Source organism: Tahibacter aquaticus (assembly GCF_004363655.1).
Taxonomy (GTDB): domain Bacteria; phylum Pseudomonadota; class Gammaproteobacteria; order Xanthomonadales; family Rhodanobacteraceae; genus Tahibacter; species Tahibacter aquaticus.
In genome coordinates this window covers 310,753-334,109 of record NZ_SNZH01000001.1, presented here as the reverse complement: position 1 = coordinate 334,109, position 23,357 = coordinate 310,753, and the positions used below count along the sequence as shown (strand labels likewise).

21 protein-coding genes are annotated in these 23,357 nt (G+C 67.2%); 11 read left to right on the top strand and 10 right to left on the bottom strand.

Features of this window, described 5'->3' with window-relative positions:
* Positions 1-5,425 (top strand): beta strand repeat-containing protein (locus tag DFR29_RS28910; RefSeq protein ID WP_166653802.1); only part of this gene is annotated, 5,425 nt, incomplete at its 5' end.
* Between the two features lie 260 nt (positions 5,426-5,685).
* On the opposite strand, the gene DFR29_RS01350 is transcribed toward DFR29_RS28910, so the two are convergent.
* From DFR29_RS01350 to DFR29_RS01340, 3 genes are read right to left on the bottom strand one after another with little or no spacing between them, the layout of a single operon-like run.
* Positions 5,686-8,574: a TonB-dependent receptor gene (locus DFR29_RS01350; protein WP_133816757.1), complete on the bottom strand. Its 2,889-nt coding sequence runs from the start codon at positions 8,572-8,574 to the stop codon at positions 5,686-5,688.
* Between the two features lie 4 nt (positions 8,575-8,578).
* A complete protein-coding gene (locus DFR29_RS01345; RefSeq protein WP_166653801.1) occupies positions 8,579-9,505 on the bottom strand; it encodes a FecR family protein in 927 nt (308 codons plus the stop codon).
* A 32-nt stretch (positions 9,506-9,537) separates the two neighbouring features.
* Positions 9,538-10,113 (bottom strand): RNA polymerase sigma factor, encoded by a 576-nt coding sequence (locus tag DFR29_RS01340; protein ID WP_243745921.1) that lies wholly within the window; start codon positions 10,111-10,113, stop codon positions 9,538-9,540.
* 224 nt (positions 10,114-10,337) lie between these two features.
* Between DFR29_RS01340 and DFR29_RS01335 the strand changes: the two genes are divergently transcribed.
* Positions 10,338-11,006: a TetR/AcrR family transcriptional regulator gene (locus DFR29_RS01335; protein WP_166653800.1), complete on the top strand. Its 669-nt coding sequence runs from the start codon at positions 10,338-10,340 to the stop codon at positions 11,004-11,006.
* Between the two features lie 174 nt (positions 11,007-11,180).
* Here the strand turns inward: DFR29_RS01335 and DFR29_RS01330 are convergent, their stop codons facing one another.
* Both DFR29_RS01330 and DFR29_RS01325 read right to left on the bottom strand, forming a co-directional pair.
* Positions 11,181-11,471 carry a hypothetical protein gene (locus DFR29_RS01330; RefSeq protein ID WP_133816754.1) on the bottom strand — a complete coding sequence of 97 codons (291 nt, stop codon included), beginning with the start codon at positions 11,469-11,471 and terminating at the stop codon, positions 11,181-11,183.
* A 5-nt stretch (positions 11,472-11,476) separates the two neighbouring features.
* Positions 11,477-11,674 (bottom strand): hypothetical protein, encoded by a 198-nt coding sequence (locus DFR29_RS01325; protein WP_133816753.1) that lies wholly within the window; start codon positions 11,672-11,674, stop codon positions 11,477-11,479.
* Positions 11,675-12,163: 489 nt separating this feature from the next.
* Here DFR29_RS01325 and DFR29_RS01320 point away from each other — a divergent pair, with 489 nt between their 5' ends.
* Positions 12,164-12,364, top strand: a complete 201-nt coding sequence (locus tag DFR29_RS01320; RefSeq protein WP_133816752.1) for a hypothetical protein — start codon at positions 12,164-12,166, stop codon at positions 12,362-12,364.
* Here DFR29_RS01320 and rlmM read toward each other — a convergent pair.
* From rlmM to DFR29_RS01295, 5 genes are all read right to left on the bottom strand, one after another.
* Entirely contained in the window at positions 12,339-13,421 is a 1,083-nt protein-coding gene (rlmM, locus tag DFR29_RS01315) for a 23S rRNA (cytidine(2498)-2'-O)-methyltransferase RlmM (RefSeq protein WP_133816751.1), read from the bottom strand. The two genes, DFR29_RS01320 and rlmM, sit on opposite strands and share 26 nt — an antisense overlap.
* Positions 13,421-13,981 carry a nucleoside deaminase gene (locus tag DFR29_RS01310; protein WP_133816750.1) on the bottom strand — a complete coding sequence of 187 codons (561 nt, stop codon included), beginning with the start codon at positions 13,979-13,981 and terminating at the stop codon, positions 13,421-13,423. Before DFR29_RS01310 ends, rlmM begins: the two co-directional genes overlap by 1 nt.
* A gap of 81 nt (positions 13,982-14,062) precedes the next feature.
* Positions 14,063-15,796, bottom strand: a complete 1,734-nt coding sequence (locus DFR29_RS01305) for a glutamine--tRNA ligase/YqeY domain fusion protein (protein ID WP_133816749.1) — start codon at positions 15,794-15,796, stop codon at positions 14,063-14,065.
* Between the two features lie 75 nt (positions 15,797-15,871).
* Complete coding sequence (locus DFR29_RS01300; protein WP_133816748.1) at positions 15,872-16,183, bottom strand: DUF3253 domain-containing protein; 312 nt, start codon at positions 16,181-16,183, stop codon at positions 15,872-15,874.
* 48 nt (positions 16,184-16,231) lie between these two features.
* A complete protein-coding gene (locus DFR29_RS01295; RefSeq protein WP_133816747.1) occupies positions 16,232-16,753 on the bottom strand; it encodes a DinB family protein in 522 nt (173 codons plus the stop codon).
* Positions 16,754-16,978: 225 nt separating this feature from the next.
* Here DFR29_RS01295 and DFR29_RS01290 point away from each other — a divergent pair, with 225 nt between their 5' ends.
* The 8 genes from DFR29_RS01290 (at position 16,979) to msrA (ending at position 23,213) form a co-directional block, all read left to right on the top strand.
* A complete protein-coding gene (locus DFR29_RS01290; protein WP_133816746.1) occupies positions 16,979-17,245 on the top strand; it encodes a putative signal transducing protein in 267 nt (88 codons plus the stop codon).
* Positions 17,246-17,469: 224 nt separating this feature from the next.
* A complete protein-coding gene (nadA, locus tag DFR29_RS01285; RefSeq protein WP_133816745.1) occupies positions 17,470-18,504 on the top strand; it encodes a quinolinate synthase NadA in 1,035 nt (344 codons plus the stop codon).
* Positions 18,504-18,866: an ADP-ribosylation/crystallin J1 gene (locus DFR29_RS01280; RefSeq protein ID WP_133816744.1), complete on the top strand. Its 363-nt coding sequence runs from the start codon at positions 18,504-18,506 to the stop codon at positions 18,864-18,866. The genes nadA and DFR29_RS01280 overlap by 1 nt, the downstream gene beginning before the upstream one ends.
* 2 nt (positions 18,867-18,868) lie before the next feature.
* Complete coding sequence (locus tag DFR29_RS01275; protein ID WP_243745920.1) at positions 18,869-20,365, top strand: L-aspartate oxidase; 1,497 nt, start codon at positions 18,869-18,871, stop codon at positions 20,363-20,365.
* 96 nt (positions 20,366-20,461) lie between these two features.
* Positions 20,462-20,776, top strand: a complete 315-nt coding sequence (locus DFR29_RS01270) for a hypothetical protein (protein WP_133816743.1) — start codon at positions 20,462-20,464, stop codon at positions 20,774-20,776.
* Positions 20,777-20,897: 121 nt separating this feature from the next.
* Positions 20,898-21,554: a glutathione S-transferase family protein gene (locus DFR29_RS01265; RefSeq protein ID WP_133816742.1), complete on the top strand. Its 657-nt coding sequence runs from the start codon at positions 20,898-20,900 to the stop codon at positions 21,552-21,554.
* A complete protein-coding gene (locus DFR29_RS01260; RefSeq protein WP_133816741.1) occupies positions 21,551-22,456 on the top strand; it encodes a DMT family transporter in 906 nt (301 codons plus the stop codon). The genes DFR29_RS01265 and DFR29_RS01260 overlap by 4 nt, the downstream gene beginning before the upstream one ends.
* A gap of 97 nt (positions 22,457-22,553) precedes the next feature.
* Positions 22,554-23,213: a peptide-methionine (S)-S-oxide reductase MsrA gene (gene msrA / locus DFR29_RS01255; protein WP_133816740.1), complete on the top strand. Its 660-nt coding sequence runs from the start codon at positions 22,554-22,556 to the stop codon at positions 23,211-23,213.
* The last annotated feature ends 144 nt before the right edge of the window (positions 23,214-23,357 follow it).

Below are 23,357 nucleotides of genomic sequence, written 5' to 3'. Positions count from 1 at the left end.
CAGCTATTCGTTGCTGGTCAGCAACACCGGTCCGGATGCCGCGAACAACGCGAGCTATGCGGACAACGTACCCGCCGGCATCACCGGCGTTGCTGCGACGTGCACGCTGCCCACGGGCGGTGCGCTCTGCGCAGCGCCGACCGTTGCCGGCAATGCGGTCAGCGGCACGGTACCGACCCTGCCCAATGGCGGCAGCGTCACGATCACGATTACCGGCACTGCGCCTGCGAGTGCGACGACGCTGAACAACACGGCGACCGTAACGGCACCGCCAGGTACGACCGATCCGACGCCGGGCAACAACTCCAGTTCGACCACGACACCGGTCGTGCTGATCGTGGCCGACGACGACAGCTATGGTCCCATCAACGGCAACAGCGGCAACGCGAATGTCGGCAATGTGCTCGGCAATGACTCGCTCAATGGCGCTGCGGCAACCATCGGCAACGTGACAATTGGCATCGTCACGCCGGCCTCGAATGCAGGCGTGACGCTCGACCCGGCCACGGGCATCGTTGCGGTTGCGCCGGGCACGCCGGCCAACAGCTACACCATCGTCTACCGCATCTGCTCGCAGGCGAATCCGACCATCTGCGATAACGCGACGGTGACCGTCGTCGTCACGGCACCGAGTGCCGATGTGCGCATCGCGAAGACTGGTCCGGCCGTGATCGCGGCGAATGGCGCGATCAGCTATTCGTTGCTGGTCAGCAATGCCGGTGCGGATGCCGCGAACAATGCGAGCTATGCGGACAACGTACCGGCGGGCATCACCGGCGTTGCTGCGACGTGCACGCTGCCCACGGGCGGTGCGGTCTGCGCAGCGCCGACCGTTGCCGGCAATGCGGTCAGCGGCACGGTACCGACCCTGCCCAATGGCGGCAGCGTCACGATCACGATCACGGGCACTGCGCCTGCGGCCGCGACGACGCTGAACAACACCGCGACCGTGACGGCACCGCCAGGTACGACCGATCCGACGCCGGGCAACAACTCCAGCTCGACCACGACCCAGGTGAATGCGCTGAGCAGCCTGTCCATCAGCAAAACGGACAATGCAACAACGTATACGCCGGGCAGCACCGCAACCTACGTGCTGCTGGTGACCAATGCCGGGCCGTCGGCCGCGACGGCGGTAGCGCTGAGCGACACCCTGCCCAGCGGCGTCACCTTGTCCGGCACGCCGACCTGTACCAGCAGCGGCACGGCCAGCTGCGGCAGCCTGACCGGTGTGGTCGGCACGGGCAGCTTCAGCGTCAGCGGCGCCAGTGTCGGTGCGGCAGGGGGCGACAGCCTGAGCTACAGCCTGCCGGTGAGTTTCGATTCCGCCCTGGCCGCGGCCAGCCTCACCAACACCGCAACGGTACAGGCGCCCAGCGATCCGGCCGGCCCGCACAGCGCGTCGGATACCGACACCCTGGCAGCCGTGTCCGATCTCGCCGTGGTCAAGACCGACAACAGCGCGACCTATACGCCGGGCACCACGGCCAGCTACGTCATCACGGTGAGCAATGCCGGTCCTTCGGATGCGCACAATGTGGGCGTCAGCGACAGCCTGCCGGCCGGTGTCACGCTGACCGGTACGCCGACCTGCGTAGCCAACGGCATTGCCGCCTGCGGTAGCGTCAGCAGCACCGCCAGCAGTTTCAGCAGCAGCGGCGGCGCCATCGGTGCCGGCGCAGGCAACGCGCTGGTGTTCACCCTGCCGGTCGCGTTCGCGTCGAACCTCAGCACGAATCCGCTGCAGAACGTGGCCACGGCCACCGACCCGGCCGATCCGGACGGTGCCAGCGGCGTCGATATCGACACCCTGGTGGCGACCTCGGGCCTGTCCATCGCCAAGACCGACAGCAGCGCCACGTACGTACCGGGCGGCAGCGCGACCTATGTGGTCACGCTGCAGAACAGCGGCCCGTCGGATGCGAATGCAATCAGTGTCAGCGACACGCTGCCGGCCGGCGTCACGCTGAGCGGCACGCCGACCTGCGCCGTCAGCGGCACGGCCCTCTGCGGCAGCATTACCGGTGCCGCCGGCGGCAGCAGCTTCAGCGTGAGCGGTGCCCGCATCAGCGCGGGTGCCGGCAACAGCCTGGCCTATAGCCTGCCGGTCACGTTTGCCGCCAGCCTGGTCACCGATCCGCTCGTCAATACGGCGACCGCCAGCGACCCGCAGGATCCGACCGGCCCGCACAACGCAAGCGACAGCAACAACATCGCTGCGACCGTGGCGCTCAACGTCGCCAAGACCGACGGCATGCTCAGCTATACGCCGGGCACCAACGGCACTTATTCGGTGACGGTGACCAATGCCGGACCGTCCGATGCGCATGCGGTCGCGGTCAGCGACGGCCTGCCCGCGGGCGTCAGCCTGACTGCCCCGGCCAGTTGCTCGGCCACGGGCCTGGCCAGCTGCGGCACGCTCAGCAACACGGCAAGCTCGTTCAGCAGCAGCAACGGCAGCATCGCCGCCGGTGCCGGCAATGCGCTGGTGTTCACCTTGCCGGTCACGTTCGCGGCGAGTCTGTCCACCAATCCCCTGGTGAATGTTGCGACGGCGACCGACCCCAGCGACCCCGACGGCGCCAGTGGCAGCGATACCGACAGCCTTACCGCGCTGACCGGACTCAATGTCACCAAGACCGACGGTTCGGCCACGTATACGCCGGGCGGCAGCGCGACCTATACCGTCGTCGTGACCAATGCCGGCCCGAGCAACGCCAGCGGAGTCAGCCTCAGCGATCCGCTGCCGGCCGGGGTTACCTTGTCTGCTGCGGCGACCTGCGTTGCCAGCGGTGCCGCCAGCTGCGGCAGCCTGACCGGTGCGGCCGGTGCGGCCAGCGTGAGCCTCAGCGGCGCTGCCATCGCCGCCGGTGCGGGCAATGCGCTGACCTTGAGCCTGCCGGTGAACTTCGCCGCCGACCTTACCGCCAACCCGCTGGCGAATACGGTCAGCGTCAGCGACAGCGCCGATCCGACGCCGCGTACCGCCACCGACAACAACGCCGTGAATTTCGTCACCGCGCTGAGCATCGGCAAGGACGACGGCGCCAGCAGCTACACCCCGGGCGGCACGGCCACCTATGTGATCACGGTGCGCAATGCCGGTCCGTCGGATGCGACCGGTGTGAGCGTGGCCGACAGCCTGCCGGCCGGTGTCACCCTGGCCGCGCTGCCGACGTGCCAGCCCAGCGGTGCGGCGGTCTGCGGCACGGTCAACGGCACGGTCGGTGGCAGCAATGCCGGCCTCAGTGCAGCCACGCTTCCGGCCGGTGCGGCCAATGTGCTGCGCCTGAGCGTGCCGGTGCAGTTTGCTTCCAGCCTGACCGTGAATCCGCTCGTGAATACGGCCACTGCCAGCGACTCCAGCGGCGCGCCGCCGGTCAGCGGCAGCGACAGCAATACGCGCGTCGGTGCGGGCAGCCTCCAGGTGAGCAAGACCGACGGCAGCGCGACCTATGTGCCGGGCGGTACCGCGGTCTACACCATCGTGGTGAGCAATACCGGCCTGACCGATGCCAACGCCGTCAGCGTCAGCGATCCGCTGCCGCCCGGCGTGACGCTGGAAGCCACGCCCAGCTGCGTCGCCGCCGGCAGCGCCAGCTGCGGCACGATCAGCGGTGCGCTCGGCGGCACCAGCTTCAGCGTGGCCAATGCCAGCGTCGCCGCCGGCGCGGGCAACCAGCTCAGTTACTCGGTGCCGGTGCGTTTCGCGGCGAGTCTGGCCGCCAATCCGCTGGTCAACACGGTGACCGTGTCCGATCCCGCCAGCCCCAGCGCCAGTGCCAGCGACAGCAATACGCCGGCCGGCCAGGTCGGCCTGGTGCTGACCAAGACGGACAACAGCGCCACGTATACGCCGGGCGGCAGCGCGGTGTATGTGATCACGCTGGGCAACAGCGGTCCTTCGAATGCGAACGGCATTGCGCTGAGCGATCCGCTGCCGGCCGGTGTCACGCTGACGGCAGTACCCAGCTGCGTGGCCAGCGGTACGGCCAGCTGCGGCAGCATCGCCGGTGCTACGGGCGGCAGCAGCTTCAGCGTGGCCAACGCCAGCGTCGCCGCGGGTGCGGGCAATCTGCTGAGCTACTCCCTGCCGGTGGCGATTGCGGCCAATGTCACGGCAAATCCGCTGCTGAATACGGTCACCGCCACGGCACCGGGTTCCAACGGTGCGACGGCGAGCGACAGCAATACCTTGCTCGCCGCCACCGGCCTGACCGTGACCAAGGATGATGGCGCGACCACCTACGTGCCCGGTGGCAATGCCGTCTACGTGATCGAAGTGGCCAACGGCGGCCCGTCGAATGCCAATGCGATCGCGCTGAGCGATCCGCTGCCGGCCGGCGTGACCCTGACCGGCACGCCGACCTGCGTGGTCAGCGGCAGCGGCAGCTGCGGCAGCATCAGCGGCACGGCCGGCGGCAGCAGCTTCGGCGTGACGGCGGCCAGCCTCGCAGCCGGTGCGGCCAATCGCCTGAGCTACAGCGTGCCGGTGGCGTTTGCGGCGAACATGACGGCGAATCCGCTGGTCAACTCGGTTACCGCGACCGATCCGTCCGACCCGCTGCCGCATACGGCCATCGACAGCAATGTGCGCGATCCGCAGGCCGACATCGGCGTGGTTAAGGTCGGCCCGGCCACGGCCGAACGCGGCCAGCCTGTCGTCTACGACTTCACGGTGACCAATGCCGGTCCTTCGGATGCGGCCGATGTGCAGCTGATCGATCCGACACCGCCGGGGCTGAGCTATGTGTCCTCGACGGCGCCCTGTGCGGCAGGCTTCCCCTGCAGCCTGGGCACGCTGGCCAATGGCGCAACGGTGACATTTAGCGTCGTATACGCGGTCGATCCGGGCTTTGCCGGCAGCAGCATCGTCAACACTGTGACGGTGAGCAGCAGCACGCCGGATCCGAACGGTTCCAACTCCAGCAGCTCGGTGGCCACGCCCCTGGGCGATACCGCCGATGTGGCGGTAGGCAAGACCGGCCCGGCCACGGCAACGTCGCTGCAGTCGGTGGCCTACGTCGTCACGGTGCGCAACAACGGCCCGTCGGTCGCCCAGGCTGTGATGCTGGACGACCCGACGCCGGCTGGCCTGCAGTACGTGTCCGCCAGCGCGCCCTGCGCCGCTGGCTTCCCCTGCAGCCTGGGCAATCTGGCGGTGGGGCAGAGTGTTGCAGTGACGGTGAACTACACGGTGCGGGCAACCGCGACGGCGTTGCAGATCGTCAATACCGCCACGGCGACCAGCACCACGCCGGACCCGAACCCAGGCAACAACAGCGGCAGCCAGACCACCCAGGTTGCGGTGGTGCTGACGCCGCCGGTGCCGGTGCCGGCGAGCAACTGGTTCACCCTGTTGCTCATCCTGCTCGGCCTGGGCACGATCGGCCTGCAGCAGCGGCGCGTCGTGGCACGACGCTGACCGGCGCGTTCTGCGCATGAGGAAAAGGCCCGCTTTTGCGGGCCTTTTTCTTGCGGCGGCAGCCGCATTCCGGCAACGGCCGCTGGCGTGCCGTAGCAGTCATCGTGCTGCGTTGGTACGCGCTGCAGAACGTGACCGGTAGCCTGCACGGGCCAGGGAGCCTGTACCTATCCGCTTTTCCAATTAATGGAATAATGCTATCCAGCAAAAACAGCAGGCGCGCGTCCGGCCTGGCCGGGCGGTGTACTGCATGGCTGTTTTCAGAAGCGGTAGCTGAGGTCGACGCTGAAATAGCGTCCGACCGGATCGTCGAACGCGTCGTTATAATTTGCAGCATTTGCGCCGTAGTAAACGGGCTTGTGGTCCAGCGCGTTGATGATGCTCAGGCGCGCGTTCCAGCGCCGCGGGCTGGCATAGCCCAGCACCAGGTCGACCGTGGCGAACTGCGGCGTCGTGCAGTAGCGCGGGCGCGATTGCAGGTCTACGCACGACTCGGTATCGCCGGCAAAGGTCGCATTGCGATAAGACCCGACATAGTTCGCGTTTGCGCTGGCCGTCCAGGCTGCGCGCGTCCAGTCCAGTCCTGCGCGGCCGCGCAGGCGCGGGCTGGAGTCGTAGCCGGCGAATGCCGTCGTCGATGCTCCCGGGGCGACACGCACGTCGCGCCGCTCCAGGTAGGTCACGTCGACATGCGCCGACAGGCTGCCGGCCGCGCCGTCCCATACCGACCATTGCAGCGAGCCGTCGAGACTGCGCGTATGCGTGCGGCCGAGATTGACCAAGCCTACATTGAGTCCGCTGAGCTGGCCTTTGTCGTCGTACCGCAGCAGGTTGGGGAACTGCTCCGGGTTCTGCAGGGCGTAGGTGATCGGCAGTGGCGTGATTTCGTTGTCGCGGGCGATCTGTATCCAGTCCAGGCTCAGGCGCCAGCGCTCGCCGCCGGCGATGGTCGTGCCCAGGGCGAAGCTGCGCGAATTTTCCGCCCGCAGGGAAAGGTTGTTGCGGCTGATGATTTCCAGCGTGCAATTGCTGTCGTTGGTCGGCGAGGGCTGGCTGCAGGGCAGCAGGGCCTGCGGCACGTTCAGCGGGCGCAGTTCGCTCAGTTGCATGGGCTGCTGCAGTTCCAGTTCGCTCGGTGGACGGTGGCCGCGGGCGGCCGTGGCATGCAGCAGCCAGACGTCGCTGGCGCGCCAGCGCAGGCCGAGCTTGGGCGAGAAGGCCGAACCCGTTGCTGCACTGTGGTCCAGCCGCATGCCCAGTTCGGCGCTGAAGCGCTGGCTCAGCGGCAACTGCAGTTCGGCATAGCTGGCCAGTACATTGTTGCTGGTGCGCTGCACGTAGCTGCGTTCGCCGAACGGGCGGTCATCCGAACGCAGCAGCGGGTCGGGTACATCCAGTACGGCGAGGTGGCGCAGTTCCAGCCCCAGCGAGAGTTGCAGCGGACCGGACGGCCATTGCGCCAGCTGGCCGCTGCCGTCGGCGGCCAGGGCAAACTGCCGGGTGCGGCCCTGGCGGTGCAGTGGCGGCGAGATCGCGGCGATGGTCGCGGCCGGGTTCGGCCCGCCCAGGCGATAGCTGCCGTCGTTGATCCGGCGCAGCAGGTCGCTGGTATTGAGGAAGCCGTCGATGCGGTCGTCGACGGAATTGCCCTGTACGGAAAAGGCCAGGTTCCATTCGTAGCGGTCGTCACGCCCGCGCATGCCGAGGTTCAGCGCATGCGTGCGCGAGCGAGTGTTTTCCCGCACCGGGCCGACGTCGTTGAAGGAATAGAACAGCATCGCCGGCCCCGGTGCGGGATTGCCGGGAAAGCCCGCTGGCAGATTGAAGCCGAAGCCGATCGGTGCCGCCTGCTGCGCCTGGTCCAGGCGCGACAGGCGCAGGTCGGCATACAGCTCGGCCGTGTCGCCGGCCGGGCGGGTCAGGCGGGCGAGCAGGGAATTTCCCTTCTGCCGGGTCTGCAGCGTTGTATATTTTGCTTCATCGAGCAGGCACAGCCCGTCGTCGGCCAGTTCGGTGCAGCCCGGCATGGGGCGTATCTGCACCTGGCCTTTTTCGTCCAGATAGGCGTAGTTGCCGGGAAAGGAATACAGCGTACGCAGGTCGTACAGGCCCTTGTGGCTGAGGTCGCGGGTATACCAGTCGCGCTGGTTGCCCAGCAGCGGATCGCGCTGGAACGATTGCGCATGCAGGAAAACGCTGGCCGCGCCGACCTGGCCGCCCAGGGTTGCGGCAGTACCGACGCGGCGCGTGTCGCCGCGGCCGGAGACGCCATAGTTCAGCGCCAGCTGGCGTCCGTCGAAGGACTGGCGCAGCACGATGTTGATCACGCCGCCGATGGCGTCGGCGCCGTACATCGCCGAGGCGCCGTCGCGCAGGATTTCGATGCGCTCGACCAGGTCCAGCGGAATGTCGTTGACGTCGACCACCAGGCCGGAGCCCGACTGGGTCAGGCCGTAGCCGGCGATGCGGCGGCCGTCGAGCAGGATCAGGGTGGCGCGCGCACCGAGGCCGCGCATCCCCAGGGTGGCCGCGCCGGCAGCGCCGCCGTACAGATAGTTCACGATCGGCTGCGAGGCCATCAGTTCGGCGCGCGAGGTGACGTCGATGCTCGGCTGCACGCGCAGCAGGTCGAACAGGCTGCGCATGCCGCTGCGGTCGATCTGCTCGCGGGTGATCACGCTGATCGGCGCGGCGGTCTGCCAGTTGCCGCGGCGCATCAGCGAACCCAGCACCTGTACCGGCGGCAGATGCGAGGCGTCCGTGTCTTCCTCGGGCAATGCCTTGGTCGTTGCCGTCGCCGTCTTCGGCGGGGCGGCTTCGCGCTTGAGTACGTAGGTGGACGGGGCGACGGCCTCGGCATAGAAGCCGCTGCCGGCCAGCAGCCGGCGCAGAGCCTCTTCCGGTTCCAGCTGGGCAGAGATGGCCGTGCTGTGGCGGTTGGCCAGGACGTTGCTGTCGAACAGGATCTGCAGGCCGCTCTGGCGTGCGAACGCGGTCAGCGCCTGGTCCAGCGGTCCGGCCTCGATGCGCACGGTGAGCGTCGTTGCCGTCGTGGCGTCGGCCTTGGTGGTTGCCGCAGGCAGCAGCGCCCATAGCGCGCTCAGCGCTATTCCCATGCCGTAGCCGCGGCCGGGGCGTGGGCGCTTCATCAGCCTAGTGAAGTTGCGCGGCGTGCAGTACGACGTCGGTAGGGGTAACTCGCTCGGCCTTTAGCGACCAGCCGCTTTCCAGGGCCTTGATCAACGCTTCCTGGTCGCCGGCATGGAACAGCCCGCTGACGGCAATGGCCTCCAGGCGGCCTTCGCCCAGGCGCAGCTGGGTCGGCGAATAGCGGTTCATTTCGGCGATCAGCTCGCCCAGCGGTCGGTGCTTGAACACCAGCTCGCCGCGGGTCCAGCCCTGGGCCGCCTCGATGTCGGCGACGCCGCTGCGGATTTCACCGCTGGCGTCGTAGCGCGCGAGCATGCCGGGCTTGAGCACGGCGGGGGCAGTCGAGGCGGCAGTCTGTACCGATACCTCGCCTTCCAGCAGCAGCACCTCGACGCGATCGCCGTGGCGGGCCAGCTGGAAGCGCGTACCGATGTCGTGGATGGTGCCGTTGCCGGCGAAGGCGACGAAGGGTTGTTCGGCCTTGGCAATGTCCAGCTCGACCCGGCCGCGCTGCAGGCGCAGCTCGCGCTGCGCCCCCAGGCTGACGCTGATCTCGCTGTCGGTATCGAGCATCGCCCGGGTGCCGTCGCCGAGAACGATCTCGCGCTGCTCACCGACACGGGTGCCGAAGCGCTGTTCGCCGCGGGCATTCCACTGCCACAGGCCGACCAGGGCGACGGCGGCCAGGCTGGCGGCCATGGCCATCCAGCGCAGCTGGGCATGTACCGGATTGCGCCGCGCCGCGCGTGCCGCCGCGGCAATCAGCGGATCGGTGGCCAGCTCGCGCACGCGCTCGTGCAGCCGGTCGGCTTGCACGTAGGCCTGCAGGTGTTCATTGCTGCCGGCGCACCAGGCTTCGAATTCGACCCGGTCGCGCTGGTTGAAATCGGGCGAGGCCAGGCGCGCGACCCAGGCTTCGGCAGTGTCCATGGCCATCTCCTCGGCGTGCATCGATGACGACCTCATGTCGCCTCTCCTGTAGACATGTCGGCCCGGGCGACACGTTCGCGCAGGGTCACCAGTGCTTTAGCTATATGTTTTTCCACCGCTTTTACCGAGATACCGCAATGCCGGGCAATTTCGCTGTAGCTCATCCCTTCGATGCGATTGAGCAGGTAGACCTGCCGGCAGCGCTGGGGCAATTGCAAAATGGTATCGCGGATCAAGGCCAGCTCCTGCTGATCGGAAATACGCTTGTCATGCGGTACATCGGACGAAGGTACCTGTTCCGTACCAACTTCCTGCAGGCTCAGCCAGGTCAGATCCGACCGCGTATGCTGGCGCCGGCGACGGTCGTTCCAGGCATTCAGGGCGATACGGAACAGCAGCGGCCGCCAGGACTCTACCGGTTCCTGATCGCGGTAGCGCACCAGGCTCAGGAAGCTTTCCTGGGCAATGTCCTCGGCGTCGGCCTGGTTGGCATTGAGGCGGCCGAGAAAACCCAGCAAGGCCTGGCGCTGCTCCATCACGAAGCGATCGAACAACGCCGTTCTCGGCGTTGCTGAAAACAGCGCTAGGGTCGGCTCGTCGCGGGTCATGGGGCTAGTCTGGCGTCAACGGCGGAGGGTACGCGGGTTAGGCCGGTACGGTCCAATGCCAAGGCCGGAATCTACCGCCTGGCCGCAACCGGGCAAAGCATTCTTCCATACGCATACGTTTGTTTCTTTTATTGAAAACGAGGTAGGGGGGAAGGTGCCCGGCTGCGTTGAACCTGACATGGGCGCCGGCGGTGTAGCCGGTGCAAGTTCGGGGGATTCACGTCGTGAGTGCAAGCGAAAAGATTTCCGATCTGACCGGCAAGGCACGTATTCGCAATGCGGCCCTGCACCTGTTCGCCGTGCGCGGCTATGCCAACACCTCGCTGCGCCAGATTGCGGCGCGGGCACAGGTGTCGCTGTCGCTGGTTACCCATCATTTCAACAGCAAGGATCTGCTCAAGCGCGCGGTAGACCAGGCCGTACTGGCCAGCTTCGAGCAGGCCATCGATTCGGTACTGGCCACCACCATGCGCTCGGTCGACGAAGTGGCCGCGCGCATGGCCGCCGCGCTGGGCGAAGTCATCGCGACGCGGCCGGAAGTGCGCTCGTATATCCGCCGCGCGGTGTTCGACCAGGTCGCGATTACCGACCGCAGCCTGATGGAAAGGCTGCTGGAACTGATGGATGCCACGCTCGCACGCATGTACCGCGCCGGCATCCTGCGCCGCGATGCCGAACATCACTGGCGCCCGGCGCAGATGTTGCTGCTGACTTTCGGCCCGGTCGTATTCGACTGGCTGATCAAGCCGCATACGCCGGAAGTCGCCAATGGCGATGCGCTGCGCACGCGCTGCCATTCCGGCCTGCGCCTGCTCATGCAGGATCTCTCCACGCCGGCTGGCTCGCCGCATTACGGCAGCGACAGCAGCGGCGCGCGGGTCAATCCGTCCTGACAAAACAGCGACGGCGGCCTTGCCGGCCGCCGTCGCTGTTTTCCTCGTCTGGCCAGCAGCTCGTCGTGCCGCGCCTCGTGCATAACCCCCGCATCGGGCGCGACATCCCCAACGACCTCCTGTTCGCCGACCACGGGCCTTTCCGGCCCGTGTCTGCGTTTGCGGTTTTCCGCTTCAGAAATCTTCGTCGTATTCGATGGCTACGCCGCGGTCGCGGGTGAGCGCCTCGGCCACGCTGCGCACGCGTTCCTGCGCCAGCGGATTGGGCACGCGCACCTCGATATGGTGAAAGCCCGGCGCCGCATCGTCGGGCAGGCCGGCCGAGCTGGAATCGTCGTCGTCCATATGCGGCATCAGGTCGCCGATCTCTTCCACGTGTTCGACGCCTTCGATGGCCGACAGCAGGTTGATCAGTTCGTTGGCGACCTCGTCATTGCCGGTCAACTGCAGACGCAGCATGGTCATGGCGGTCAGCTCCAGCGCGGTTGGCGGTCATAGCCTTCGACGATCTGGCGGCTGCAGCCCCAGGCCGAAGCGCGTACCGGCGGTGGCTCGGTGACCGGCGGCGGTGCCTGTTCGGGTATCGGCGCGGGCTGGCCCGGCGGTTGCGGGGTGGGATCGCCCGGCGTGATGGGGCGGTGCAGCTCGATCGCGTAGTGGCTGAGCATGGATGGCTCCTTGGTAGCTGGACAATGCAGCGCAAGCGCTGTGCCAGCTGCCGAGGCGAGTCCTGGCGCGGATTGCGGTGGGCCGGGCCGGGCAAGTTGCTTGGCGGGCACGGCTGGGCAGGCGATCTGCACGGATCGGCCGGGCCTGGTCCGGGCCTGGTCCGGGGCGAAGGCATTCGTGGTGGCATGTCCTCTGCCTGCGGCGAATCGCGTGTCCCCCTCGTAGGCCAGTGACGGCCACCGACAGGAGTTGCCGATGAATGCCCTGACAGGATGGCTTTCGATCGTTGCGCTACGGGCAATCTCTGCGGCAGCGCCGGCGCAAGACTATCTGCCGGACTGGCGCTTCAACGCCGGGCAGTACTACGCAGTACTACGTGGACGCCTTTTCCGGCTCGTCGGCGAACTACTACCGCGGCGAAAGGCTGGTACGTCTGCCGGGCGGCGACGTGGTCGTGGCGGAACGGTCTGGTCCGCCTGCGCGGCGGTATGGCCGTTACTGACGGCAAGGTGGTGCTGGCGCAGCGACGCGAGCGCGGTCCGGCCGTCAGCGGTGGCGAAATCGTTTTCGACGCCCAGCTGACCGTGGTCGATGCGGCTGGCGGCGGGGTCGAGAGCAATGTCCTGCTGCCGTACCGGGACGGCGGCATACGCGTGCAGCCGTTCAGCGCTCCTGCGCGAAAACGGTGATCTCTTCGCGGTCGTGGTAGAGCTGCTTGGCGCGGATCTCGATCTCGCGGCCCTGCGCCGCGGCGCTGTCCTGCATCTGGGCGAAGGCCTGCTGTACTTCCGCATAGCGCTTCTTCATCGGCAGCTTGAGATTGAACACGCAGCGTTTGCACCAGCCCATGGCCAGCCATTCGGCCATGCGCTCGGCCACCCGGCGCGGCTGTTCCACCATGTCGCAGACCATCCATTCCACGCGTTGGCGCGGCTGGTAGCGGAAGCCGTCTTCGCGCTTGTGCACGACCAGGCCCGAGGCCATCAGGTGTTCTTCCATCGGGCCGTTGTCCACCGCGGTCACGTGCAGGCCGCGGCGCACCAGCTGCCAGGTCCAGCCGCCCGGCGCGGCGCCCAGGTCGACGGCGCTCATGCCGGGCTTGAACCAGCGTTCGCGTTCGCTCTTGCTCAGCAGCACCTGGAAGGCCTCGTCCAGCTTCAGGGTGGAGCGGCTGGGCGCTTCGCGGGGAAATTTCAGCCGAGGTATGCCCTGGTGCCAGGGCGCGGCGTGGTCGATCAGGGCCAGGCCGAGCAGGCAGCGTTCGCCCGAGGGAAACAGCGCATGCAGGCGCCAGGGGCTGCCTGGGTCCATGGCGCCGTCGCGCTTGAGCGCCTGTACGAAGGCATTGTTGAAACTGCGGCAAAATGCAGAAAGTGGCTTCGACGCGTCGCTGTCGGGCGTTTCCACCCAGACGTCGCCGACGCGGAAGCCGGCCGGCAGGGTTGCCAGCAGCGGGGTCAGGCGGTCTTCCCGCGGCAGGCCCTTGAACTGGCCGATCACCGCCAGCGACTGGCGCGCGAAGCTCAGGCGCGACCAGCCGAGCAGGCGCTGCAGCGCATCGGGCGCGCCCTGCTGTGCCAGCACGAATTCGGCGAAACCGGAATTGCGCTCGGTGCGGGCGAAGCCGATCACGCCGGCCTGGGCGGCGACGGCATCGAGTTCCTGTGCCGCTTCGGATTCGAAACCGGCCCGGCAATACACCACCACGCCACTGGCGAAAGGGGCGCTGGTGATGGGAGTGTTCATCAGTACATCAGTCCGCCGCGCGCGCTGTAGGCGGCCAGCACGGCGCGCGCTTCCTCGCGCAGGATGTCGCGGCGCACCTGCACGCCGCGGCGCTGCAGTTCGCCGACCCAGTCCGCCGGCAGCGGGCCTTCGTCGAATTCGGTCAGTTCTTCCACGTCTTCGCTGCGCGCACCGATCAGCAGTTCGTCGATGCCGGCCCAGACGCTCGCGCCGTAGCACTGGCAGCAGGGCTGCGCGCTGGTGGCCAGCGCATAGCGCTGACCGTCTTCGTTGAGGCGATAGCGCTGGGTGCGGGCCTGGGCAGTCATGAACGCCATCATCTCTGCATGTGCCACCGAGCAGTTGTGCTGCACCACACGGTTGACGCCCGCGGCGATCAGGCGGCCGTTGCCGTCGAACACCGCGGCGCCGAACGGGCCGCCGGTATCCAGCTCGACATTGCGCCGGGCCAGCTGGATGGCCAGGGCGACCCGCTGCTCGTCGGTTTCATAGCGCGCTTCCTGGTCGATTTCGCTGTGGATCCAGGCGGGCAGGGTCAGGTGGACTTGGGCGTACAGCATGCGGTGTCTCCGGCACGAACGGGTTGCAAAGGGCGCCTGCGTGTCACCGGCAGCGGTCGTTGCCGCTGCCGGTGGTGTCATTCAGGCCTTGCCGGCCTTGGCCCAGGAGTCGCGCAAGGTGACGGCGCGGTTGAAGACCGGCCTGTCGGCGGCGTGGTCGTGGCGGTCGGCGACGAAAAAGCCCAGGCGTTCGAACTGCAGCGCCGTTTCCGCCGGCACCGCGGCCGCGGCCGGCTCCAGCCAGCCCTGTACGACGCGTCGCGAAGCCCGGTTGAGGTGGTCCCGGTAGGTCTTGCCATCGCTGTCGTCGTCCGGGTCGGCCACGCTGAACAGGCGGTCGTACAGGCGGATTTCCGCCGCCACCGCATGCGTCGCGCTGACCCAGTGGATGGTGCCCTTGATCTTGCGCTCGGCGCCGGGCAGGCCCGGACGGGTGTCCAGGTCCAGCGTGCACTGCAGCGCGAGCACGTGGCCGTCGGCGTCTTTCTGCAGCGATTCGCACTTGACGATGCCAACGCCGCGCAGACGCACTTCGCCGCCGGGCACCAGGCGATGGAAGCCCTTGGGCGGCACTTCCATGAAATCTTCCCGCTCTATCCACAGCTCGCGCCCGAACGGCACCTGGCGCGTGCCGAAGGCTTCGTTCTTCGGGTGATTGGAAAACACCAGGGTTTCCGCATGCCCCTCGGGCAGGTTGGTCAGCACCAGCTTGAGCGGATCGATCACGGCGAGGCGGCGCGCGGCCGACGCATCCAGCTCTTCGCGTACGCAGCCTTCCAGCACGGAAAACTCGATCACGCTGTTCTGCTTGGTCACGCCGACGCGCTCGCACAGCTGGCGTATCGCTGCCGGCGGAAAGCCGCGGCGGCGCACGCCGGACAGGGTCGGCATGCGCGGATCGTCCCAGCCTTCGACCAGGTTTTCCTCGACCAGGGTCATCAGCTTGCGCTTGCTCATCACGGTGTAATCGAGGTTCAGGCGCGAGAACTCGATCTGCTGGGGCGTGCCCAGCGGCGCAGCCAGACCGCGTTCGGCCAGCGTCGCGGCCAGCTGCGGGTGGTTGGGCAGGTCGATCTCACGCAGGAACCACTCGTACAGCGGCCGGTGGTCTTCGAATTCCAGCGTGCACAGCGAATGAGTGATGCCCTCCACCGCGTCGGAAATGCAGTGGGCGTAGTCGTACATCGGATAGATACACCAGGCGCTGCCGGTGTTCTGGTGCTCGACGTGGCGGATGCGGTAGATGGCCGGGTCGCGCAGGTTGATATTTCCCGAGGCCATGTCGATCTTGACGCGCACGGTGCGTGCACCGTCGGCGAACTCGCCGGCACGCATGCGCCGCAGCAGGTCGAGGTTTTCTTCCACGCTGCGCTCGCGGAACGGCGAGTTGCGCCCGGCTTCGGTCAGGGTGCCGCGATAGGCGCGCACTTCCTCGGCCGAGAGATCGCAGACAAAGGCCTTGCCATCGCCGACCAGTTTTTCCGCGCACTGGTAGAACACCTCGAAATAGTCGGAGGCGTGGCGCAGCTCGTTCCATTCGAAGCCGAGCCAGCGCACGTCCTGCTGGATCGACTCGACGTATTCGACGTCTTCCTTGGTCGGGTTGGTGTCGTCGAAGCGCAGGTTGCAGCGCCCGCCGAACTCCTGGGCCATGCCGAAATTCAGGCAGATCGACTTGGCATGGCCAATATGCAGATAGCCGTTGGGCTCTGGCGGGAAGCGCGTCGCCACGCGACCGCCGTGTTTGCCGTTGGCGCGGTCGTCGATGACGATCTGGCGGATGAAGTGATTGTGCAGCGGGGTTTCGTTGGTCATGGAATCGGGGCCGCAGGGAGCCGGGTGCCAGGTTGGACCCTCAAGTCTACCCTGCCGCAGGCACGGTCGCGGTGCTCAGCGCTGGCGGAAGCGCAGGCGTACCGGGCCGCGCACGTCGAGAATATCGACACGTTTGCCGTCCTGCAGTATGTCCAGGTGGCCTTCGCGGGCGAGTTCCGCCGCCACCAGGCGCACCGGCCGCATCAGGTCGCGCCATTCCGTGTTCAGGCGGCTGGCCAGCGCGCGCGCCGCATCGCGCGGGCAGACGCCTTCGGCGCCCGGCTCGTTTTGCAGTAGTTGCAACAGGCATTCGCGCGTGCGCCGGGCCAGCGAATCGTCGAAGCGATAGCGCGAGGGAAACGGCGACCAGGCGCTGTCGATCACCATCAGCGCGGCGCCGGCTGCCGCGGCGGCGCGCCAGTGGCGGCGGCCGGCTCAGCCGCCATGCAATTGCTCCGGCGGCAAGTCGTTGAGGAAATACGGCAGGTCCATCACCGGCGCCGTGCGGCCCATCTGCACCAGGCCGATCGAGGCTTGGCCGCGATGGTGCGTGGCATGGTTGAACACATGCAGTACCAGCGAAGCGAACGGCAGCTTGAAGGCATCGCCCTGCATGCTGCGGTAGGCCAGATCGCCGGCCAGCTGCGCCGCGCTCATGCCGTCGACGAAGGGGCGCCAGCCCAGGGCAAATTCGCGCAGGCGCTGCTTGAGCCGGTCGCGATCGGGTTCCAGTTGCTGGTCCAGGCCGGCTGCGGGAAAAACCTCGTGCCTGAGCCGCGCCTGCCACAGGTGTTCCACCAGCAGCAGATGGTTGAGCGTGCCGTGGATGCTGCCGAAGAATTGACCGCAGTCGCGGAAATAGTCGCTGTCGTCGAGCGTATCGATCGGCTGATACAGGCGATCCAGTGCCCAGACGTGGTAATCGGCCATCAAACGCAGGTGCTGGTGCAGGTCCATGACAGGTTCCGGCAGGCAAGTCGTCGAGGATACGCGTTTTGACGCCTACGCGGCCGCAGGCTAGCGTCGATCACGCAGGCGAGATTGAACAACTATCGCAAAGCCGCGACGAAACGTGACAGCGCCCGGCGCAGGGCACTATGGTGCTGTCGCCATGCCCGAGCGGGCGCGCGCGACCAGGTAAACAATTCATTTATTGCACTGCAACACATTGGCGGAGCCGGCATGCGCATCATCTACCGGGCGGAAAACATCATCGACGCGCACCTGGTGCGCCATGTGCTGGAAGCGGCCGGTATCCACGCCCATGTCGGCGGCGAATACCTGACCGGCGCGATGGGCGACCTGCCGGCGCTGGGCCTGGTCAATGTGATGGTGGCCGAGCACGACATCACCCAGGCCGCACCGCTGGTGGCCGAGGTCGATGCAGAACTGGCCCAGCGCCGCCTGCATGCCGAATACGATCTGGACGGCCTGGCCGATCCGGCCTGAGCAAGCGCCGCGCGGCTTGTGCTGCGATTGCACCGCAGTGCCGGGCCAGAAACAGCGCCGTTTTTTACGGCTGAGCCTGTTATGCCGCCGGGGCCGCATTCTGTTGCCGCATATACCGATTGCGCCGTCAGCGCGGATTTCTACGCCATAGCTGTTGACGCTGCTTATGCTCATCCCTAGCATAAGGCCCTCAAATATGCTCATTCTGAGCATAAGGGACGAAGATGGCCACCCTCTCGCTGCTGCCCGGCGTCGTGCCGGAACTCACGCCAGCCCTGCTGGATCGCTACGCGCCACTGTATGCACGCGTACGCGAAGTCATCCCGGAGCTGGAATGGCAGGCCCACCTGCCCTGGATCGACGCGATCAACAGCCTGAAGAAGCAGCGCAACGCCGTCATCCTCGCCCACAACTACCAGCCGCCGGAAATTTTCCACACCGTCGCCGACATGACCGGCGACTCCCTCGCCCTGGCGCAGCAGGCGGCCCGTGCCGAGGCCAAGGTCATACTCCAGTGCGGCGTGCACTTCATGGCCGAGACCTCGAAGATCCTCTGCCCGGAAAAAACCGTGCTGATGCCCGACCTCGCCGCCGGATGCTCCCTGGCCGAATCGATCACCGCGCAGGATGTACGCCTGCTCAAGGCCAAATATCCCGGCGTGCCAGTGGTCACCTATGTCAACACCTCGGCCGACGTAAAAGCCGAATCCGACGTCTGCTGCACCTCGGCCAATGCGGTGCACATTGTCGAATCGCTAGGTGTGGACAAAGTTATTTTTCTGCCAGACAAGTACCTGGGCCAGTACGTCGCTTCCAAGACCGAGGTCAAGGTGATCCTGTGGGAAGGCGCCTGCGAAGTGCACGAGCGTTTCACCGGCGAGGAATTGCGCTCTTACCGCCGCGCCCATGGCAACGTGCGCATCCTGGCGCATCCGGAATGCCCGCCCGACGTGCTGCAGGAAGCCGATTTCGTCGGCTCCACCGCGGCCATGATCAGCCACCTGAGCGAGCGCCGGCCGCGCCGCGTGGTGATGATCACCGAGTGCTCCATGAGCGACAACGTGTCGGTGGAATTCCCCGACATCGAATTCACACGTCCCTGCAATCTCTGTCCGCATATGCGCCGCATCACCCTGCCGCGCATCCACGATGCCTTGCTGCATATGCGCCACGAGGTCCACGTCGACCCGGCGATAGCCCAGCGCGCCCGCCAGGCGGTCGAGCGCATGCTGGCGTTCGGGCGCAAGGAAGCGGCGTGATGAGCGAGGTCGACACCGTCATCTTGTATCGTCCTGCCGGTCCGCGGGAGTTGCAGCTGGTACGCGACAGCGGCTTTCGCCGCTGGCCGCCGCGCTTGCCGGACCAGCCCATCTTCTACCCGGTCACCAACGAGGACTACGCGATCCAGATCGCGCGCGACTGGAACGTGGCGGCCAGTGGCAGCGGCTATGTCACGCGCTTCCTCGTGCGTGCAGATTTCATGCGGCGCTATCCGCTGCAGACCGTCGGCGGCCGCCAGCACACCGAGTGGTGGATACCGGCCGAAGAACTGGAGCAGCTCAACGACAATATCGTCGGGTTGATCGAGGTCATCCACGAATTCGGCCCCGCGCAGGCATAGCCGTGTCGATTTTCACCGACAAGTCCGCTGCGCATTTCGACGTGATCGTGATCGGTTCGGGCATTGCCGGCCTGTCGGTCGCGCTGGCCGCGGCACCGCGGCGTGTCGCGCTGCTGACGCGTGGCGAAGCCGGCGCCGACGGCGCCAGCTGCTGGGCCCAGGGCGGTATCGCCGCCGCACTGGGAGCCGGCGACAGTGCCGCCGCGCATGCGCGCGATACGCTGGTCGCCGGCAGCCATATGAACGACGCGCGCGCGGTACAGGTGCTGACCGCCGCCGCTGCCGATGCCGTGCACTGGCTGCAGGCAAACGGTGTTGCCTTCGATCGGCACGGCGATGCGTTTGCCCTGGGCCGCGAAGCCGCGCATGGGCATGCGCGCATCGTACATGCCCAGGGCGATGCCACCGGCGCGGCGGTCATGCGTGCCCTGACGCAGCGGGCGCGCGAAGCAGCGCACATCCAGTGCCTGGAACAGTCCGTGGTCACAGAGTTGCTCTGCCACGGTGACACGGTCTACGGCGTCTGCGTCAGTGGCGCCGCCGGGACGCACTTCCTGCGTGCCGACAGCGTGGTACTCGCCACGGGCGGCATCGGTGCGCTGTACCGGCATAGCACCAACCCGGATACCGCCGATGCATCGGGGCTGGCGCTGGCTATCTGTGCCGGCGCTGAATTTTCCGATATGGAATTTGTTCAATTTCATCCAACTGCGCTGCGCACAGGCGGCAGCGGCCAGCTGCCCCTGCTGACCGAAGCGCTGCGTGGTGCCGGTGCAGTGCTGCTCAATGGCAGCGGACACCGCTTCATGCCGGCCATCGCGCGCGAAGCCGAACTGGCGCCGCGCGACGTGGTGGCGCGTGCGGTCTGGCAGGAACTGGAGCGCGGAGAAACCGTATGGCTGGATGCGACCCGCGCCGTCGGCGCGGATTTTCCGCAGCGCTTTCCCACGGTGTTCGCCAGTTGCCAGGCCGAAGGCATCGATCCGCGCGTGGCGCCGATGCCGGTCGTGCCGGCGCAGCATTACCACATGGGCGGCGTGCGCGTGGATGCCTATGCGCGCAGTAGTCTCGACGGCCTGTACGCCGTCGGCGAAGTGGCCTGCAGCGGCGTCCATGGCGCCAATCGCCTGGCCAGCAATTCGCTGCTCGAAGGCGTGGTGTTCGGCCGCGAGCTGGGCCGACGCCTGGCACTGCAGCCGTCGCCGAAGCTACCGGCGCCGCCGCTGTCTGCGTCGCGCCTGTGTAGCGACGCGCAGGTCAGCGAAGCGATAGCGACGCGCATTCGCGATCTGCTCTGGCGCCATGCCGGCCTGGTGCGTGAGCGCACCGGCCTGCAGCGCGCGCTGGAGGAGTTGAAAACCTTGGAGGCGCGGGCTCAAAGCACGGCCGAGTTCGGTCGCATTGCTGTAGCGCGCGCCATCGCGTTTGCAGCGATCCGCCGCCGCAACAGCATCGGTGCGCACTATCGCAGCGACGCGCCGCAGTCGCGGGTCGGCTGAACTGGCTGCAACCGCAGCGGCCGTCGGCGTCAACTCCTGCGTCGGCCCCCCGTTGTGTGTGGCCAGCCAGCAGACGCTGGCCTACGGAGCAACGACATGCAACGCACCCTGATCATTTCCGCCCTGCTGTGTGGCCTGCTGCTGGCCGGCGCCGCCTCCGCCGCCACGCCGACTATCGATGCGCGCCAGGCCAACCAGCGCGCCCGCATCCACCAGGGTGTCGCCAGCGGCGAACTCACGCAGCGCGAAGCCGCGCGCCTGCGCGCCCAGCAGGCGCATATCCGCCACGACGAACGCGTGGCCAAGTCCGACGGCGTCGTCACCCGGCGCGAACGCGCCCGCCTGCAAAACGAACTGAATCAGGCCGACCGCACCATCGCGCGGCAGAAGCACGATTGGCAGCAGCGCTAACCGTTACCGTTAGCGCGAGTCTGAGGCTCGCCGCGGCGGCCCGATGCTAGGCTAGACAGTCTCCGCGCCGCGGCAGTGACCTGCCGCGGCGTTTCCGTCTGCAGCCTGCGCGAGCCATTCCATGACGACTGTCCTGCCTCCGACCCTGGTCATCGGCAACAAGAACTACTCTTCCTGGTCGCTGCGCCCGTGGCTGCTGCTGCGCCACCACGGCGTGGCCTTCGACGAAGTGCGCCTGCCGCTGGACACGCCGGAGTTCTACGCCACCATCGGCAACTACTCGCCGACCGGCCGCGTGCCGGTGCTGCGCGAAGGCGAGCTGGTGGTCTGGGATTCGCTGGCCATCCTCGAATACAGCAACGAGCGCTGGCTGGACGGCAAAGGCTGGCCGGCCGACCTGGCCGCGCGCGCGCTGGCCCGCGCCGTCAGTGCCGAAATGCATTCGGGTTTCGCCGAGCTGCGCAAGCAGTGCCCGATGGACTGCGTCAAGCGCAGCACCGCGCCGGTCAGCGCCGAAGTGATGCGCGACATCGCGCGCATCGGCGTGCTCTGGCGCGATTGCCGTGCGCGCCAGGGCACCGGCGGGCCGTTCCTGTTCGGCGCATTCAGCATTGCCGACTGCATGTTCGCGCCGGTGGCGCTGCGCATCGTCAGCTATGGCATCGAGGTCGGCCCGGTCGAGCGCGACTACATCGATGCCTTGCTGGCCTTGCCGGCCCTGCAGGCGTGGCTGGGCGATGCCGAGGCCGAGCAGCGCGCCCGGCGCGAATCGCGATGACGGCACCGCCGCGCAGTGCCGTGCTGGCCATGGTCGCCGGCGCGGCGCTGATCTCCACCACCGGCATCTTCGTCAAATGGGCACAGGTGGCGCCCAGCGTATCGGCCTTCTACCGCATGGCCTTCGGCGGCGGCATGCTGCTGCTGATGCTGCTGGCGCAGCGGCGCTGGCAGGGGGTGAACCGGCGCGACGTGCTGTGGATGCTGTTTCCGGCGGTTGCCTTCGCCGTTGACCTGGTGCTGTGGCACCGCTGCATCCGCGACGTAGGCCCCGGACTGGCGACCTTGCTCGGCAATTTCCAGGTCTTCGTCATGGCCCTGGCCGGCGTCTGGTTCTACCGCGAGAAACTGGGCTGGCGTTTTGCCGCCGGCCTGGCACTGGCCTTTGCCGGCCTGTGGCTGCTGGTCGGGCGCAACTGGGGCGCGTTCGATGCGCAGTACCGGCTTGGGGTCTGGTTCGGCATTCTTACCGGCGTGGCGTATGCGATCTACATGCTGAGCTTCCGCCATGCGCAGAAGGAGAAGCTCCGGCGCGAACCGGCCGTGCTGCTGTGCCTGAACTCGCTGCTGTGTGCCGGCGTGCTGGCCCTGATCGTCGGCATCGAAGGCGGCAGCTTCGCCATTCCCGATTCGCAATCCCTGCTGGCCTTGCTCGGCCTGGCCTTTTTCGGCCAGGTACTGGGCTGGCTGCTGATCGTACGCGCGATGCCGCAATTGCCCGCTTCGCTGGTCGGTTTGCTGCTGTTGCTGCAACCCGGGCTTTCCTTCGTGCTCGACGTGATCCTGTTCGGCCGGCCGACAGTGGGCATGGACTGGCTGGGGCTGGTCGCGTCGCTGGCCGGCATCTTCCTGGCCGGCGCCTTCAGCAGCGTGCGCAAAAGCGACGAGGCGGTGGCGAAATAGTCTGGCCGTGGCGCCGGTCCACTGCCGTGGCGCGCGCTTGCAGGCTGGCGCGCCGCCCCCATCTGCCTGCGCACCACGAATCGACCGGGAGAAGACAATGCTGGGCATAGGCGCTTTCAAACAACGCATGGTCGATCCCGCTGCAGCACTGCCGGGACGCGATACGTCCATGCCCGTGCATAACCGCCACTACGTCAATGGCCAGCCGCTGCGCGGCGACTGGAGCGGGCTTGAGACCATCCAGTTCGGCATGGGCTGCTTCTGGGGTGCAGAAAGGAAATTCTGGACAATTCCCGGCGTCGTCGTGACCGCGGTCGGCTATGCCGGCGGCTATACGCCGAACCCGACCTACGACGAAACCTGTTCGGGCCAGACCGGCCACAGCGAAGTGGTGCTGGTTGTCTACGACCCGGCCGTCGTCGCGCTGGAAAGCCTGCTCAAGGTGTTCTGGGAAAGCCACGATCCCACCCAGGGCATGCGCCAGGGCAACGACCAGGGCTCGCAATACCGTTCTGCCATCTACGCCAGCACGCCGCGGCAGCTGGAGATTGCGCAGCAGTCGCGCGAGGCGTTCCAGCAGGCGCTGGCCGCGGCCGGCCATCGCGGCACGATCACCACCGAGATCGCCGCCGACCGGCCATTCTTCTATGCCGAGGACTACCACCAGCAGTACCTGGCCAAGAATCCGAACGGCTACTGCGGCCTGGGCGGCACCGGCGTGAGTTGCCCCATCGGCCTCGGGGCCGGCACGGATTGAACACAGGCTCGGCGTTTTGGCCGAGTCGCGCCCGAATTCCGTCATATCCGGGCGCCTAAATACGTACCCCAAGCCAGCAAGGCTTGCCTGCGGCAGGTGAAGCAGGAACCATTGCGGCCGGCGAAAGGTTTCGCCGCGGTTTCT

Bases quoted from the DNA above. Each gene is read 5' to 3' on its own strand.
- DFR29_RS01340 (WP_243745921.1), bottom strand. From the start codon at position 10,113: ATGACCCGCGACGAGCCGACCCTAGCGCTGTTTTCAGCAACGCCGAGA.
- DFR29_RS01280 (WP_133816744.1), top strand. From the start codon at position 18,504: ATGAGCGAGGTCGACACCGTCATCTTGTATCGTCCTGCCGGTCCGCGG.
- DFR29_RS01270 (WP_133816743.1), top strand. From the start codon at position 20,462: ATGCAACGCACCCTGATCATTTCCGCCCTGCTGTGTGGCCTGCTGCTG.
- DFR29_RS01345 (WP_166653801.1), bottom strand. From the start codon at position 9,505: ATGGACACTGCCGAAGCCTGGGTCGCGCGCCTGGCCTCGCCCGATTTC.
- DFR29_RS01260 (WP_133816741.1), top strand. From the start codon at position 21,551: ATGACGGCACCGCCGCGCAGTGCCGTGCTGGCCATGGTCGCCGGCGCG.
- DFR29_RS01290 (WP_133816746.1), top strand. From the start codon at position 16,979: ATGCGCATCATCTACCGGGCGGAAAACATCATCGACGCGCACCTGGTG.
- DFR29_RS01320 (WP_133816752.1), top strand. From the start codon at position 12,164: ATGGCCGTTACTGACGGCAAGGTGGTGCTGGCGCAGCGACGCGAGCGC.
- DFR29_RS01305 (WP_133816749.1), bottom strand. From the start codon at position 15,796: ATGACCAACGAAACCCCGCTGCACAATCACTTCATCCGCCAGATCGTC.
- DFR29_RS01300 (WP_133816748.1), bottom strand. From the start codon at position 16,183: ATGGTGATCGACAGCGCCTGGTCGCCGTTTCCCTCGCGCTATCGCTTC.
- DFR29_RS01295 (WP_133816747.1), bottom strand. From the start codon at position 16,753: ATGGACCTGCACCAGCACCTGCGTTTGATGGCCGATTACCACGTCTGG.
- DFR29_RS01310 (WP_133816750.1), bottom strand. From the start codon at position 13,981: ATGCTGTACGCCCAAGTCCACCTGACCCTGCCCGCCTGGATCCACAGC.
- DFR29_RS01350 (WP_133816757.1), bottom strand. From the start codon at position 8,574: ATGAAGCGCCCACGCCCCGGCCGCGGCTACGGCATGGGAATAGCGCTG.
- DFR29_RS01330 (WP_133816754.1), bottom strand. From the start codon at position 11,471: ATGACCATGCTGCGTCTGCAGTTGACCGGCAATGACGAGGTCGCCAAC.
- nadA (WP_133816745.1), top strand. From the start codon at position 17,470: ATGGCCACCCTCTCGCTGCTGCCCGGCGTCGTGCCGGAACTCACGCCA.
- DFR29_RS01265 (WP_133816742.1), top strand. From the start codon at position 20,898: ATGACGACTGTCCTGCCTCCGACCCTGGTCATCGGCAACAAGAACTAC.
- DFR29_RS01325 (WP_133816753.1), bottom strand. From the start codon at position 11,674: ATGCTCAGCCACTACGCGATCGAGCTGCACCGCCCCATCACGCCGGGC.
- rlmM (WP_133816751.1), bottom strand. From the start codon at position 13,421: ATGAACACTCCCATCACCAGCGCCCCTTTCGCCAGTGGCGTGGTGGTG.
- msrA (WP_133816740.1), top strand. From the start codon at position 22,554: ATGCTGGGCATAGGCGCTTTCAAACAACGCATGGTCGATCCCGCTGCA.